Below are 13,857 nucleotides of genomic sequence, written 5' to 3' on the forward strand. Positions count from 1 at the left end.
CGTTAGGTTTATGCCCTGTTCGCCAAAGCCCGCTGGCGGGCCTGCTTGAGGGCGGCAAAGTCTTCGTCCGCGTGGAACGATGATCGGGTCAGCGGTGTTGCCGACACGTGCAAAAAGCCCTTAGAACGCGCGATCTGTTCCAGTTGGGCAAAATCTTCCGGTGTCCAAAACCGGTCAATCGGATGGTGTTTAGGGGTCGGTTGCAGATATTGGCCGACGGTTAGGAAATCGACATTGGCCGCGCGCAGGTCGTCCATGACCTGACGGACATCGTCCAGACTTTCGCCAAGCCCGACCATCAGGCCAGATTTGGTAAAAAGCTCCGGGTTCGCGCGTTTGGCATCATCCAGCAGACGCAGCGAGGTGTAATAGCGTGCACCAGGTCGCACAGTTGGATAAAGGTGCGGCACAGTTTCCAGATTGTGGTTAAAAACGTCCGGCGCCGCTTCAAATACGACCTCTGAGGCAGTGCCTTTTCCAAGAAAATCGGGTGTCAGAACCTCGACAGTCGTACCGGGGTTCTGATGGCGCACGGCACGGATGGTCTGAGCGATATGCTCGGCCCCGCCATCTGCCAGATCATCACGGTCGACCGATGTGACAACCACATGGCGCAGGCCTAGCTTCTTGACCGCTGCCGCAACACGGCCAGGTTCATACACATCCAGAGCATCCGGGCGACCCGTTGAGACATTGCAGAACGAACAACCCCGCGTGCAAACCTCACCCATGATCATCATGGTGGCGTGGCGCTTGGACCAGCATTCGCCGATATTGGGGCAGGCGGCTTCTTCGCAGACCGTCGCCAGATCATGCTCGCGCATGAGGCGTCGAGTTTCATAGTATTCAGCGCTGTCGCCCTTTTTCTTGCGAATCCACTTGGGCTTGCGCGGGATGACACTGTCGGCCTTTTTGGCTTTTTCCGGGTGGCGAGGACGAAGCTGGATGGTCATCTGGCTGGTCTCCCTTATGCGTGGATCGCGCGGCCCAGGGCGTCGAGGCAGGCTTCTTTGACGGCCTCGCCCATGGCCGGGTGCGCATGGCAGGCTGCAGCGACTTCGGACACCGTTGCGCCCTTTGTCATCGCCAGAACCAGTTCAGCGATCAGATCGCCGCCATGGGCTCCGCAAATATGCGCACCCAGGATCTGGCCGTTCGGGTCTGCCAGAACCTTCACTGCACCGTCTGTTTCACCGGTCGAACGCGCGCGTGAGTTCGCCATGAAGGCGAATTTGCCGACCGAATACTCGGCACCGGATTCTTTCAGTGCTTCTTCGGTCAAACCAACCGAGGCGACCTCGGGGTCGGTGTACACCACGCCGGGAACGGTGTTGTAATCGACGTGGCCAGCTTCGCCTGCCAGCATTTCTACACAGGCGACACCATCTTCTTCGGCCTTGTGCGCCAGCATAGGTCCGGGAACGCAATCACCGATGGCGTATATGCCCGGGACAGATGTCTGAAATGCGCCATCAACTTCAATGAAACCGCGTTGGTTCACGGCCACGCCCAGCTCTTCCAAGCCAAGGCCACGTGTGACTGGGCGGCGACCCACGGCGATCAACACCTTGTCGGCCTCGATCACTTCTTCTTTGTCCTTGCCGACGCGGTCCACAGTTAGTGTCAGACCAGTATCCGTTTTGTCGACGGATTTCAGTGCCCGGCCCAGCTGGAATATCAGGCCACGTTTTGACAGCGCGCGTTGCGCCAGTTTGGCAATTTCACCATCCATGCCGGGCAGCACGCGGTCCAGATATTCGACGACCGTAACTTTAGCTCCGAGACGCGCCCAAACTTGCCCAAGTTCCAGTCCGATGACACCGGCACCGATCACCACCAGATGCTCGGGCACACTCTCTAGCGCAATCGCGCCCGTCGAACTGAGGATATCTTGCTCGTCAATCTCAATTCCTGGCAACGGGGTAGGTTCGGAACCAGTGGCAATGAGGATGTTCTTGGCCTCATGGACTTCGTCACCCACCTTGACCTGACCAGCGGCCGGAATTCTGGCCCACCCTGCGATCAGATCTACGCCGTTTTTTTTGAACAAAAACGCAATGCCCTTGGTCAGGTCGCCTACGATCTTGTCCTTGCGTCCCATCATTGCGGGCACATCGATGCTGGCCCCCTCGACCGCAATACCGTGGGAGGAGAGATGTGCAAGTTCGGCATATTTGGCCGAGGAGGTCAGCAACGCTTTGGAGGGTATGCACCCCACATTCAAACAGGTCCCACCAAGCGCACTGCGGCCTTCAACGCAAGCGACTTTCAGGCCCAGCTGTGCCGCGCGGATCGCGGCGACATAGCCGCCCGGACCGCCCCCGATGACAATAAGATCGTAAGTCATTTGGTCTTCTTTCAGTAGATCGGGTGGCTTGCGCAGAGCGCGCGGACCTTTTCACGGGTTTCCTTTTCGACGGTCTCGTCACCGTCAGACGATTGTGCCAGCGCGTCCAACACATCACCGATCATGTGGCCAATCTGTTTGAACTCTTCTGGTCCAAACCCACGGCTGCAGCCTGCGGCCGTACCAAGACGGATGCCGCTGGTGACAGTGGGCTTTTCGGGATCACCCGGAACGCTGTTTTTGTTGCAGGTGAATCCTGCACGCTCTAGCGCCGCTTCGGCGTCTTTGCCGGTTACGCCGACTGGGCGCAGATCAACCAGCATAAGGTGGTTTTCAGTGCCGCCCGAAACGATGTCGCACCCGCGCGCCATCATCACGTTGGCCAGTGCCGAGGCACTGTCGACAACGCGCTGCATATATTCTTTGAATTCAGGCTGCAGCGCTTCACCAAAGGCGACCGCCTTGCCTGCGATCACATGCATCAGAGGGCCGCCCTGCAGACCGGGGAAAACAGCCGAGTTGATCTTTTTTGCCAGCGCTTCATCGTTTGTAAGAATAATCCCACCGCGCGGACCGCGTAGCGTCTTGTGCGTAGTCGACGTAACAATGTGTGCGTGCCCGATGGGCGAGGGATGCAGGTCAGTCGCAACCAAGCCGGCGATGTGGGCCATGTCTGCCAGAAGCCATGCGCCAACTTCGTCGGCAATGGCGCGGAAGCGTGCGAAATCGATCTTTTGCGAATAGGCCGATGCGCCTGCAATGATCAGTTTGGGCTTTTCGGCTTTCGCCAATTCTTCAACCTGATCATAGTCAATCAGCCCGGCCTGGGTCAGGCCATATTGAACCGGACGGAACCACTTGCCGGACTGGGCAGGTTTTGCGCCATGGGTCAGGTGACCCCCAGCATCCAGCGACATACCAAGAATCGTGTCACCTGGGCTGAGTAGTGCCAGCTTAACCGCCCCGTTGGCTTGCGCGCCCGAGTGCGGCTGAACGTTTGCATATTCACAGCCAAACAGCTTCTTCAATCGATCAATGGCTTCGGCCTCAACCTCATCCACATATTCACACCCACCATAATAGCGGCGACCTGGATAGCCCTCGGCGTATTTGTTGGTAAGTACAGAACCCTGCGCATCGATCACTGCCTGAGAGACGATGTTCTCGGAAGCGATCAGTTCGATCTGTTCAGCCTGGCGTTTGCCCTCGCGTGCGATCGATGCAGCGATGATGGGATCAGCCTCGGTGAGCGGTTTTGTGAACATGATCTCCTCCTGTAATCTCGTTTCCAGTGTACGAAATTTTGTTTCCTATAGTGGAATTAGTGTACGCAAGGCAACAAAAATTTCATCACAGTAAAGTTGTTTGGCTCGGGGGAAATGAGTAAGCTTTGATAAAACAAGGAGATTCCCATGTCTGAGGACAACCTGAAAGATGGTGCCGGACCGGAAGAACAGGACGAGGGGGCGGCTTTGGGTCGGTCGATCCGGGATGCACGCCGTGCAAAAGGCTGGACATTGGAGGAGGCCGGGCGCGAAGCGGGAATCGGTCGATCAACACTTTCAAAGATCGAAAACAACCAGACACGTCCAAGTTTCGAGATCGTGCGGCGGCTGACACAGGCCTTGGACATGAATACGCCACAGCTGTTCTTGCAGTCCGCCCAATCGGGAATTTCGGGGCGACGTGATTTTACGCCGAAAGGGCAAGGCGAGATAAGAAATACGCCGACCTACATGCACGAATTGCTGTGCTCGGACCTGACCAGTAAGCGAATGCTTCCTTATATCGCGACGATAAAAGCGCGTGACATATCAGAATATGAGAACTGGATCAGGCACACAGGCGAAGAATTCATGTACGTTATCAGTGGCGAGTTGATATTCGTATCCGAGCATTACCGCCCCTTACCGATGAAACCCGGAGATTCTCTGTACTACGATAGCGGTATGGGGCATGGCTGTATTTCTACGAGTAAGGAAGACGCCAGGGTCCTGTGGGTTTCGCTGGAATGACACGTCAGGCCACGGCGCTTTCGCGCAGAATACCAATACCAACCTGAGCAAACGGATATCTCATGGACCGGACTATTTTCACTGGAACTATGCCTGCCCTTATGACGCCGTGTAAGGCCGACAGGACACCTGACTTTGACGCGCTGGTCGAAAAGGGCAAAGAGATGATCGCGGCCGGCATGTCCGCTGTCGTCTATTGTGGCTCGATGGGGGATTGGCCGCTTCTGACGGATGCCCAACGGATGGAGGGCGTGGAACGACTGGTCGACGCTGGCTTGCCGGTTGTCGTGGGGACGGGTGCCATCAACTCGAATTCCGCTGTGGCGCACGCAGCACATGCACAGAAGGTCGGCGCGGCAGGGTTGATGGTTATCCCTCGGGTTCTGTCACGAGGCTCATCGGTTGCCGCGCAAAAGAACCACTTCAAGGCTATTCTTTCTGCGGCACCGGACGTGCCTGCGATCATCTACAACAGCCCTGTCTATGGGTTTGCCACCCGTGCGGATTTGTTTTTTGCACTGCGGGCCGAGCATCCGAATTTGGTTGGCTTTAAGGAGTTCGGGGGCAAGAGCGACCTGCGCTATGCCGCCGAACATATTACATCGCAGGACGATCAGGTCACTTTGATGGTAGGCGTCGATACTGAAGTCTACCATGGGTTTGTGAATTGCGGCGCCACCGGATCGATCACCGGGATAGGAACGGCACTGCCCAAAGAGGCATTGTTGCTTGCGGCGCTTTCGAAAAAGGCAGCAGAGGGACATGCAGAAGCACGGTTGCGTGCGCGCGAACTGGACGAGGCATTTGGCGTTCTGGCAAGTTTTGACGAGGGCACAGACCTTGTTCTTTATTACAAGCATTTGCTGGTGCTGAACGGCGAAGAGGAATACCGCCTGCATTTCAATGAAACCGACGTGTTATCCGACGCCCAAAGAAATTACTGCGAGCAACAGTACAATTTGTTTAAGTCGTGGTTTACCGATTGGGTTCGTCAGGGTGGGGTCATTGCGGAATGCATGTGATTGACAGCCATACCGGTGGAATGCCCACACGGGTCATTCTGGAAGGGGGGCCTGATCTGGGTTCAGGATCACTGGCTGAACGCGCCAAGCGACTGGCAACGGAACATGAGCGGTTCTACAAGTCTGTTCTACTGGAGCCGCGCGGCCAGCCCGGCATGGTCGGGGCGCTCCTTGTCGAACCGGTCAGTGCTGAATGCAAAGCGGGCGTGATCTACTTTGACGCGGATGCGGTACTGGGCATGTGCGGCCATGGGACGATCGGGTTGGGCGTAACATTGGCGCATCTTGGACAGATCGAGGTTGGCGCGCACCGAATCGAAACTCCGGTAGGTGAGGTTAAGATTGATCTGCTGGACGCCAACACCGTGCAGGTCACCAACATTGAAAGCCGCCGCGTTCTTCATTCCGTGACGGTCGAGACTGCAGGGTATGGCCCCGTCACCGGCGATGTTGCTTATGGCGGCAATTGGTTCTTCATTGTTGAACCAAGCCCGATCCCGATTGCGCCTGAGAACATTCGCCCGCTGACCGACATGGCTATCGCAATTCGCGAAGCCTGCATTGCGCAAGAAGTTGGCGGGGAAAATGGCGAGCCGGTTGATCATGTGATCTTTCAGGGCACCTCACCGAATGCATGTATCCATAGCAGAAACTTTGTTCTGTGCCCCGACGATGACTATGACCGTTCGCCATGCGGCACCGGCAGCTCGGCCCGGCTGGCCTGCCTCGCGGCCAGTCGGCGCTTGTCCGCTGGAGAAGAAATCGTTCAGGAAAGCATCATCGGAAGTTCGTACAGGCTGTCCTATCAGCCGGGGCAGGGCGGAGGCATTGTCCCCAAGCTAACTGGCCAGGCGCATGTGATGGCAGAGGGTAAGCTCTTCTTTGCGCAGAATGATCCGTTTCAATTTGGTATTGCGCGTTGACGCAGGGAGACGAGCAAGACGGAATCCCATTCGGGCGTTGTGTTCAGAAAATCGTATCAGGTGGACAAACCGGCGTAGACACTGCCGCATTGGAGTTTGCCCGCGCAAACGGCATCCCTTACGGCGGCTGGGTGCCGAAGGGCCGAACCAATGAGGATGGGCTGATTCCGGCGCATCTCAGCGGGCTTGTTGAAACGAAGTCTGAAGATGTCGCTGAACGGACAAGGCTCAACGTCTTTGCGAGTGACGCCACGCTTGTTTTTATCGACGGATCAGACAGTCCCGGCACACTGAAAACGGTTGAGTTTGCGGTTGATGCTGAAAAACCGCATCTGGTGGTGGACATCAGAAAAGGAGAGGCCAATTGCGCGCTACAGGTGCGGGATTGGCTGAGCGCCAACCCTGTTACTGTTCTGAACATTGCAGGCCCGCGCGCTTCGGAGGCCCCCGAGATTGGTCCGCGTGTGCACGAGGTGCTGGACGCTTGTCTGGATCAGTTCATTCAGCCCAAATAATCGCGCAGCGCTGGCGGAGGATTGTTGAAGAGTGTCTCGGTCTCAGCAGGTGGATGTGCGATTTGATCCGCAACCAATACGGTTTGGTCGGTTATCCGAAGCGCATCCCGTGGGTCGTGGCTGACCATAAGCAGGGTGGTTTTGGTCTCGGCGACTAATTCAGCGACCAGATCGAGCATCTCTGTTTTCAGGGCAGGGCCAAGGGCGGCGAAAGGTTCGTCGAGCAATAACACCTGACGCTTTTGCACAAGGATCCTCGCCAGCGCCACGCGGCTTTGCTGACCACCTGACAATTCGGCGGGCTTTCTGGCCGCCATTCCCTGCAGGCCAACTCGGCCGAGGGCCGATTGAATGTGGTGTTGGTCGTCTGCGGTCAAACCTCCATTGGGCCTTAGGCCCAGGGCGACATTCTGTTTGGCGCTCAGGTGAGGAAACAGGTTTCCGTCCTGAAACAGCATTGCCATCGGTCGACTGCCTGGTGGTAATGTCGATAGGTCATGATCCTTCCAGTGGATGTGCCCACTTCTCAGGTCTCGAAAACCCGCGATAGTTTCAAGAAGTGTTGATTTTCCTGCCCCCGACGGACCGATGATCGCAACGCTGGATCCGGCCTTGACTTCAAAGTCAGCGCTTAATTGGAAGTCGCCATTTGCAATGATGCAATTGTCAAGCTTCAGCATGCCAGCGACCCCCTCGATCCAGAACCCAGAAAACACTCATCGATAGTATAAGCAGCAGCAGCGCGCCTCCTGCTGCGGCCTGCATCTGGTAGGCGCCCATCAGGCGGTAGATTTGCAGGGGCAGCGTTGCGATCTGCGCATCTGCAAACAGGGCGATCACACCCAGATCACCCATGGACAGTGCCGCCGTCAGGCCCGCGGCAAAACCGATCTGGGGCCGCAGGCGCGGAAGCATGACACGCAGGAAGAAGGACCAGTTGTTCATGTTCAGGGCCAACGCCAACCGCCCGTGCCGTTCCAACACATCGCGCGCTGCGGGAACCAAAATTCGAAGGGCGAAGGGCAAGGCCATGACCGCATTCACAAGCGCGGTTACCGGCAACGCAAGAGTTGTAGGATTGGCCAGCGGGCGGATCAGAATAAAGAGACCCGTACCAATGACCAAGGGCGAGGCGGCGAGGCCAAGAAGTCCGCCAAGTTCGACGATGCCGAACCGGCCTGTCGCGACGGCTGTCGCCATGGGCAGTGCCAGCAGTAATAGGAGCATGGTACTGGCGGCGGCAACACAGATTGAAATTATAGCGGCACGGAACACCAAAACCGGCATCTCAAACAGTCCAGCGATACCCGAAATCGTGACGGATGCCAGAGGTAGCAGCAGGAACGCGGCGGCGGTGATAATCCAAAACGCATCCAGCAGTGGTCCTCGGCCATCCCAGCGCCGGATCTCACGATTCAGGCCGGTACCGAACCCGTCGCCGCGCGAGAACTTTAAGGCTGCCAACGCAGCCGCTGCAGTCAGGACAAGTTGCAAAGCGGATAATAAGGCGGCGCGCCCTAAGTCAAAATCATATGTAAAGGCCTGATAGATCGCGAGTTCAATCGTGGTGGCGCGCGGCCCTCCACCCAGCGTCAGGGCGACCGCAAAACTGGTCAGGCAAATGGCGAAGATCACGGCCAACACTCCGGGCAGAATGCGGCGTAGCATTGGCAGTTCGATCAAACGGAACATTGCCATTCCTTCGCACCCAAGTTGGGCCGTTAGCCGGAAACGCTCGGCAGGGATCTCCTGCCAACCCTGCAAGATCAGGCGTGTTGCCAGAGGTAGATTGAAAAATACGTGGGCCAGAACGACACCGTGCAGCCCATAGATTCGAATGGGCGGCAGACCGAAATAGCCCAACGCGTCCGAGATCCATCCTGCCCGGCCAAAGACCTGAAGCAATCCCAGAATGGCGACGATGACCGGCAGGATGAAAGGTGCGCCCAACAGCGTGATAAGGACGCGCCTACCGGTGAACCGGCGGCGGGCCAGCGCGCGGGCGACCGGAATAGCCAGACCAGCGCTGAACACTGCAGAGAGTGTTGCTTGCAACAGGGTGAAGCGTAAGGCTGCCCAGTCGGCTGGACCAAACCCGCCGCCTGCATCTGCCCGCACCGCCACCATGAACAACGTGCCCAATATCAGTGCGGCAACGATGGCCGCCGCACTGACACCGGGAAGTGGGTTTACTGGCTGAGTGCGCCCAACCATTCCGAAAGCGCCTGTTCCCGCGCAATGGCGGCTTGGTCCTGATCAAACAGCAGAGACTTCTGAGGGATCGTTAGAGTTTCAAAACCTTCGGGCAGACCGGAAGATGGAGTTACGGCAGGGTACATCCAGTTGGTCGTTGGAATGATCGTCTGAAACGCGTCAGACACCATGAATTTCAGAAACTGATCTGCCAGCTCGGGCTGATCGGAATTGGCTAGCTTGGCCGCAACCTCGACCTGCATATAATGGCCTTCGTCAAAGGCTGCCGCTGCTTTGTTGGCATCTTCCTCGGCAATCAGGTGATAGGCTGGCGAGGTCGTATAGCTTAGAACCATGTCGGCCTCACCTTCAAGGAACAAGCCATATGACTCGGACCAGCCCTTGGTCACCGTCACGATATTGTCAGCAAGGTCAGCCCAGATTTCTTGGGCTTCATCGCGATACGCGGCCTTGACCCACAGCAGAAGACCCAGCCCCGGTGTCGATGAACGCGGATCCTGAATGATGATCTTGATGTCACTATCTGCCAACTCTCGGAAGCTGGTAGGAGCGGCAAAATCTGCATTGTGAACAAATGCAAAGTAACCCCAGTCGTAGGGGGCAAAAACTGTGTCGGTCCACTCGATGGGCAGTGCATACTCGGCAGTGACTGAATGAGGTGCAAACAGGCCGGTTTCTTTAGCTGCCGATATCAAGTTGGTATCCAAACCCAATACAATATCGGCGTCGCTGTTTTCGCCTTCCAGCCGGATGCGTGACAGCAGTGCCGCGCCATCTTCGACGCCGACAAGGTTCAGGTCGCATTCGCATTGCGCTTCAAACGCCTCTTCGACCTTCGGGCCGGGGCCCCAGTCCGAAACGAAGCTGTCGTAAGTATATACGGTCAACGTGGGCTTATCGGCTGCCACAGCCGAAGTCGCAGTCAGTATTCCCGCAGCAATTGCCAGATGTTTCATATCATCCTCCAATGCGGCGAGAGGGCAAGGATGGATGAAACCTGTACCTTTCCCTCCGCCGGTTCTAGCCGGTTCAGGTTCAACGGGTTTGCCAATTGGCATCTCAGCGCGGTCTTTAGCGCACCCCGAGGTAGGGTCGTGATTAGGGGGATGAGAGGACGATTTCAACCGAAATCGTTAGGTTCTCGTTCAATAAGCATTGAATGAAATACCATAAGAACGAGCCACGAAGCCAGAGAAGTCCTTTAGGAGATATGCGCATATTTGACGCGCATATAGTATATTGATATTCTCGGGCACATGGAGGCTAAGACAGAATGAACGCTCAACCACGCAAACCGACCAATCTATCACTTGATAGCGCTTTACTCACCGAGGCCAGAGCGCTGAACGTGAACCTGTCGCGTGCCGCCGAAGAAGGAGTGCGTGCCGCCGTTGCCGCTGCGAAGGCCGCACAGTGGAGGGCCGAAAACGCGGAGGCACTGCAAAGCTCAAACTCGTATGTTGAACGGCACGGGTTGCCCTTGGACCGCTTTCGTCAGTTCTGATGCCAAAATACGATGTGTTCCCCAACCCATCCGGCGATGGCTATCTTCTGGATGTGCAAACCGATCTTCTGAGCGATCTGAATACCCGCATAGTGGTGCCGCTTTTGTCAAAAGCACGTGCGCCGAAACCAGCGACCCGCCTCAACCCTGAGTTCCTGATAGATGGTGAGCAGGTTGTAATGGTGACCCAGTTCATGGCTGCTGTTCCTGTGGGACTCCTCAAATCACCCGTGGGTCATCTGAAAGATGATTTCGAGCAGATCACCGTGGCCGTAGACATGCTGATGCAAGGGTTCTGAACGACAATGGCTGGCCTCATTGGCCAGCCATCTTGCACGCATAACACCTGTCAGGTGTTATGCTTCTGCTCTACTTGTCGCGCAGTACCACGACACTGCAATGTGCATGGCGGACAACACGTGCAGCCGTTGAACCGATCAGATAGTCCGAAAGGCCTGGTTGGTGTGACGCAACCACTATGCAGTCCACTTTGTGTTCCTCGGCCCAATCCAGAATGGAATTTGTTGGATGACCTGTAACAACATGAGTGCCGATCTTCGGAGACTCCATCGATGCGTTCAGTTTGTCCTCAAAATCAGAAACGCTTTTCTGAACCTGCTCGGGTGGAAAGTATGACCCAATATACGAAGGTAGTTCTTCGAGAACGGACAGCACCGATACTGTCCCGCCATCCGATAGCAAGCGGCTTGCTGCATCCAGAGATTTGGCACAGTCGTTGATGTGATCTGGGGCGACTGGAACGAGGATATGGTTATACATCTGTACCTCCGGATTATTTCAGGATGTTGGGCAACCAGGTGGCGATCTGCGGGAAGATGAAGATCAGGGTCAGGCCAACGAACTGGAGTGCCACAAACGGGCCAACCGAATTGTAGACATCCCCCATGCTGACATCTTTGGGCAGAACCCCTTTGATCCAGAACAGCACAAAACCGAACGGAGGTGTCAGGTAAGCGATTTGGATGTTCACGATGAACAGCGCGCCAAACCACAGCTTGTCGATCCCCAATTCGTCGATAATCGGGATGAACAGTGGTGTGCACAGCATGATGATGGCCCAATCATCCATCACCATACCCAGGACGAGGATGATCAGCATCATCATCAGCAGGATGCCGGTTGCACCGCCGGGCATGGAAAGAACCAGATTGGTCAGCAGGTCCTGGCTGCCAAGCGTGTTGAACACATTAAGATAGACGGTGGCACCAATCAGAATCCAAAGCCCCATACCGCTGAGCTTCAAGGTGGACACCAACGATTCCCTCAGCACCTCCCAGGTCAGTTTGCCGTAGATCAGGTTGATGACAAAGGCGCCTGCGGCACCAAATGCGGCAGCTTCCGCCGGCGTCGCGATACCGCCCCAGATGACGCCCAGAACGATGATGATGAGTAAGGCAAACGGCCAGATGCTGAGAACGGCGGTCAGTTTTTCGGTGCGGGTGAATTTCTGATCGGCGGGCAGGGCGGGGCCTAGCTCGGGCTGGATTTTACAACGTACGCCGATATAGATCGTGTAGAAAGTTGCCAGCATCAGGCCGGGCAGCAACCCCGCCATGAACAGGTCACCGATCGAAACCTTGGCCAGCAATCCATAGAAGATGAACGGAACGCTTGGTGGGATCAGCGCACCCAATGCACCGCCTGCCGCGATACAACCGATCGCGATACGGCGATCATATTTGTAGCGCATCATCGAAGGATAGGCGATCTGACCCATTGTGGTGGTCGCCGGTGGTGTGATGCCGGTGATTGCAGCAAAAACAGTACAGACCTGAACTGTACCCATCGCGAGACCACCATGAATGTGGCCGATCAGCTTGTAAACGGCGTCATAGGCCGTTTCGGCTATCCCCGAAAATCTTATGAGTGAGCCCATGAACAAGAACAATGGCACTGTGACCAGTACCGAATTCCAAGGCGTTGAATAGAATGCACTGGGCACGGACAACAGCGCGCGAGGTTCGAAAACCAGGGCAAATAGAACCGCTGTTCCACCCAAGCCGAACGCAACCGGCAGCCCCATGAAAAGGATCCCAAACAGTATTAAGAAATACAGCGCTGTAATTAGTTCGAGGCTCATGATCTTTAGTTTCCCTACCTAGTGGCCGTTCGCGCGGTCTTTGCCGGGTTGTGTGTCAGCAGTGCTTTTAACACTGACATGCGCCCGTCTGGTCCGCTGGCCCGACGATCGGGCCAGCGAAAGAGTTTTAGCTATATTGGAAAGATGACATTGCGCGGGATTATTGCGCGTTCGCCTTGTCTTCCAGGAACCTCTTGAAGATTTCCACGCCTTTGGCGTTGCCCTCGGATGCGGCTGCAACCTGCGGCCACACTTCGGCAATGGATTTCTCGCGCATACGAGCAACTTCTTCATCGCTCAGCTCGATTACTTCACCACCGGCATCGCGCAGGATTTGAAGCGCTTCTTCGACACCTTCCGCATGCATGCGGCTGGTTTCGAAATAGGTTTCTTCGAAAACACCGTTGATCTTTTCGCGCTGCCAGTCGGTCAGGGCGTTCCAGCTCTGCAGGTTGATGAAGATCTCCTGGTGCTGAGCAGGGTTCCAGCCGGGCATGATCGCATAGTCGATAACTTCCTGGAACGACATGTCATCGATGCCGCCTGTATCCCAGTAGGTGCCTTCGATGGTGCCCAGTTTGATTGCGGTGTAAATCTCACCACCGTTCATCGAGACCGGCGCGCCGCCCATGGTCGAGTGGAAGATGGCCTGGGGTCCACCGGCGCGCATCTTGCGGCCTTCCAGATCTTCCAGTTTTTCGACACGGAACTTGGTGAACATTGCGTTCGGTCCCTGGTTGGTCCAGCCTGCCCACTGCAGGTTCCGCGCGTTGGCGGCCTCTTGCACGATGTCACCAACGCGGTAGTCGGGGTTGCCCCACATCACTTCCCACGCTTCTTCGGTGTTGTCGGCGCCCATGGCCATGCCAAACGCCAGCATGCCTTCGGGCATGTCGCCACCATAGACTGAACCCCAGCCCGCGTAGCCATCGGTCAGACCAGCAGCCGCTGCGCCAAAGGCCTCTGCACCACTGACCAGCGCCCCTGCGGGCTCAACACGGATTTTGACCGTGCCTTCAGTCGCTTTTTCAACTGCTTCAACCCAAGGGATCAGGCCATTGTCCCAGCCGGCATCGGTCTGGTCAAATGCGGGCTGGAAGGTCCACTCGGTTACTTCATCCGGCGGCCCATCTTGTGCGACGGCTATGCTTGCGGTCACGGCTATGGCGCCTGCCCACATGGTTGTGTGCACAAACCTGTTTGGTTTCATGTTTAT

15 protein-coding genes and 1 riboswitch are annotated in these 13,857 nt (G+C 56.3%); of the genes, 6 read left to right on the top strand and 9 right to left on the bottom strand.

Annotated elements, in window-relative coordinates; all coding sequences use genetic code 11:
* Positions 1-8 precede the first annotated feature (8 nt).
* Genes lipA through glyA form a run of 3 tightly spaced genes read right to left on the bottom strand, consistent with a single transcriptional unit; the run spans position 9 to position 3,612 of the window.
* Positions 9-953: a lipoyl synthase gene (gene lipA / locus ACR0AU_RS06685; protein WP_170732596.1), complete on the bottom strand. Its 945-nt coding sequence runs from the start codon at positions 951-953 to the stop codon at positions 9-11.
* A 14-nt stretch (positions 954-967) separates the two neighbouring features.
* On the bottom strand, positions 968-2,347 hold the full coding sequence (gene lpdA / locus ACR0AU_RS06690) for a dihydrolipoyl dehydrogenase (protein ID WP_480795446.1): 1,380 nt from the start codon (positions 2,345-2,347) through the stop codon (positions 968-970).
* An 11-nt stretch (positions 2,348-2,358) separates the two neighbouring features.
* Positions 2,359-3,612: a serine hydroxymethyltransferase gene (glyA, locus tag ACR0AU_RS06695; RefSeq protein ID WP_480795447.1), complete on the bottom strand. Its 1,254-nt coding sequence runs from the start codon at positions 3,610-3,612 to the stop codon at positions 2,359-2,361.
* A gap of 147 nt (positions 3,613-3,759) precedes the next feature.
* On the opposite strand from glyA, the gene ACR0AU_RS06700 reads away from it, so the two are divergent.
* The 4 genes from ACR0AU_RS06700 (at position 3,760) to ACR0AU_RS06715 (ending at position 6,822) form a co-directional block, all read left to right on the top strand.
* Entirely contained in the window at positions 3,760-4,362 is a 603-nt protein-coding gene (locus tag ACR0AU_RS06700) for a helix-turn-helix domain-containing protein (protein WP_170393747.1), read from the top strand.
* A 62-nt stretch (positions 4,363-4,424) separates the two neighbouring features.
* Positions 4,425-5,384, top strand: coding sequence for a dihydrodipicolinate synthase family protein (locus tag ACR0AU_RS06705; RefSeq protein ID WP_480438916.1), 960 nt, complete (start codon positions 4,425-4,427; stop codon positions 5,382-5,384).
* Positions 5,375-6,307, top strand: coding sequence for a 4-hydroxyproline epimerase (locus ACR0AU_RS06710; protein WP_170736199.1), 933 nt, complete (start codon positions 5,375-5,377; stop codon positions 6,305-6,307). The genes ACR0AU_RS06705 and ACR0AU_RS06710 overlap by 10 nt, the downstream gene beginning before the upstream one ends.
* Positions 6,304-6,822: a putative molybdenum carrier protein gene (locus ACR0AU_RS06715; RefSeq protein ID WP_170732602.1), complete on the top strand. Its 519-nt coding sequence runs from the start codon at positions 6,304-6,306 to the stop codon at positions 6,820-6,822. The genes ACR0AU_RS06710 and ACR0AU_RS06715 overlap by 4 nt, the downstream gene beginning before the upstream one ends.
* On the opposite strand, the gene ACR0AU_RS06720 is transcribed toward ACR0AU_RS06715, so the two are convergent.
* From ACR0AU_RS06720 to thiB, 3 genes are read right to left on the bottom strand one after another with little or no spacing between them, the layout of a single operon-like run.
* Entirely contained in the window at positions 6,810-7,502 is a 693-nt protein-coding gene (locus ACR0AU_RS06720) for an ATP-binding cassette domain-containing protein (RefSeq protein ID WP_170732603.1), read from the bottom strand. The two genes, ACR0AU_RS06715 and ACR0AU_RS06720, sit on opposite strands and share 13 nt — an antisense overlap.
* Entirely contained in the window at positions 7,489-9,036 is a 1,548-nt protein-coding gene (locus tag ACR0AU_RS06725) for a thiamine/thiamine pyrophosphate ABC transporter permease ThiP (RefSeq protein ID WP_170732604.1), read from the bottom strand. Before ACR0AU_RS06725 ends, ACR0AU_RS06720 begins: the two co-directional genes overlap by 14 nt.
* A complete protein-coding gene (gene thiB, locus ACR0AU_RS06730) occupies positions 9,012-9,992 on the bottom strand; it encodes a thiamine ABC transporter substrate binding subunit (protein ID WP_170732605.1) in 981 nt (326 codons plus the stop codon). Before thiB ends, ACR0AU_RS06725 begins: the two co-directional genes overlap by 25 nt.
* Before the next feature lie 32 nt (positions 9,993-10,024).
* A riboswitch (TPP riboswitch) is annotated at positions 10,025-10,130 on the bottom strand.
* A 179-nt stretch (positions 10,131-10,309) separates the two neighbouring features.
* Between thiB and ACR0AU_RS06735 the strand changes: the two genes are divergently transcribed.
* The gene (locus ACR0AU_RS06735) at positions 10,310-10,540 is read left to right on the top strand and encodes a type II toxin-antitoxin system CcdA family antitoxin (RefSeq protein WP_170406922.1); all 231 of its coding nucleotides are present in this window, start codon (positions 10,310-10,312) and stop codon (positions 10,538-10,540) included.
* Positions 10,540-10,839, top strand: a complete 300-nt coding sequence (locus ACR0AU_RS06740) for a CcdB family protein (RefSeq protein WP_170509040.1) — start codon at positions 10,540-10,542, stop codon at positions 10,837-10,839. Before ACR0AU_RS06735 ends, ACR0AU_RS06740 begins: the two co-directional genes overlap by 1 nt.
* Before the next feature lie 70 nt (positions 10,840-10,909).
* Here ACR0AU_RS06740 and ACR0AU_RS06745 read toward each other — a convergent pair whose 3' ends face one another.
* The 3 genes from ACR0AU_RS06745 to ACR0AU_RS06755 all read right to left on the bottom strand — a co-directional run bounded on the left by ACR0AU_RS06745 (position 10,910) and on the right by ACR0AU_RS06755 (position 13,851).
* Positions 10,910-11,320, bottom strand: coding sequence for a universal stress protein (locus tag ACR0AU_RS06745; protein ID WP_170393765.1), 411 nt, complete (start codon positions 11,318-11,320; stop codon positions 10,910-10,912).
* Positions 11,321-11,333: 13 nt separating this feature from the next.
* A complete protein-coding gene (locus ACR0AU_RS06750; RefSeq protein ID WP_170393768.1) occupies positions 11,334-12,641 on the bottom strand; it encodes a TRAP transporter large permease in 1,308 nt (435 codons plus the stop codon).
* 160 nt (positions 12,642-12,801) lie between these two features.
* Positions 12,802-13,851 carry a TRAP transporter substrate-binding protein gene (locus tag ACR0AU_RS06755; protein WP_170393770.1) on the bottom strand — a complete coding sequence of 350 codons (1,050 nt, stop codon included), beginning with the start codon at positions 13,849-13,851 and terminating at the stop codon, positions 12,802-12,804.
* Positions 13,852-13,857 lie beyond the last annotated feature (6 nt).

This window comes from Ruegeria sp. CG1, from assembly GCF_056537265.1.

Coding starts and splice junctions, on each gene's coding strand:
- ACR0AU_RS06750 (WP_170393768.1), bottom strand. CDS start 12,641: ATGAGCCTCGAACTAATTACAGCGCTGTATTTCTTAATACTGTTTGGG.
- ACR0AU_RS06735 (WP_170406922.1), top strand. CDS start 10,310: ATGAACGCTCAACCACGCAAACCGACCAATCTATCACTTGATAGCGCT.
- thiB (WP_170732605.1), bottom strand. CDS start 9,992: ATGAAACATCTGGCAATTGCTGCGGGAATACTGACTGCGACTTCGGCT.
- ACR0AU_RS06745 (WP_170393765.1), bottom strand. CDS start 11,320: ATGTATAACCATATCCTCGTTCCAGTCGCCCCAGATCACATCAACGAC.
- lipA (WP_170732596.1), bottom strand. CDS start 953: ATGACCATCCAGCTTCGTCCTCGCCACCCGGAAAAAGCCAAAAAGGCC.
- ACR0AU_RS06725 (WP_170732604.1), bottom strand. CDS start 9,036: ATGGTTGGGCGCACTCAGCCAGTAAACCCACTTCCCGGTGTCAGTGCG.
- ACR0AU_RS06710 (WP_170736199.1), top strand. CDS start 5,375: ATGCATGTGATTGACAGCCATACCGGTGGAATGCCCACACGGGTCATT.
- ACR0AU_RS06740 (WP_170509040.1), top strand. CDS start 10,540: ATGCCAAAATACGATGTGTTCCCCAACCCATCCGGCGATGGCTATCTT.
- ACR0AU_RS06705 (WP_480438916.1), top strand. CDS start 4,425: ATGGACCGGACTATTTTCACTGGAACTATGCCTGCCCTTATGACGCCG.
- lpdA (WP_480795446.1), bottom strand. CDS start 2,347: ATGACTTACGATCTTATTGTCATCGGGGGCGGTCCGGGCGGCTATGTC.
- ACR0AU_RS06700 (WP_170393747.1), top strand. CDS start 3,760: ATGTCTGAGGACAACCTGAAAGATGGTGCCGGACCGGAAGAACAGGAC.
- ACR0AU_RS06720 (WP_170732603.1), bottom strand. CDS start 7,502: ATGCTGAAGCTTGACAATTGCATCATTGCAAATGGCGACTTCCAATTA.
- glyA (WP_480795447.1), bottom strand. CDS start 3,612: ATGTTCACAAAACCGCTCACCGAGGCTGATCCCATCATCGCTGCATCG.
- ACR0AU_RS06755 (WP_170393770.1), bottom strand. CDS start 13,851: ATGAAACCAAACAGGTTTGTGCACACAACCATGTGGGCAGGCGCCATA.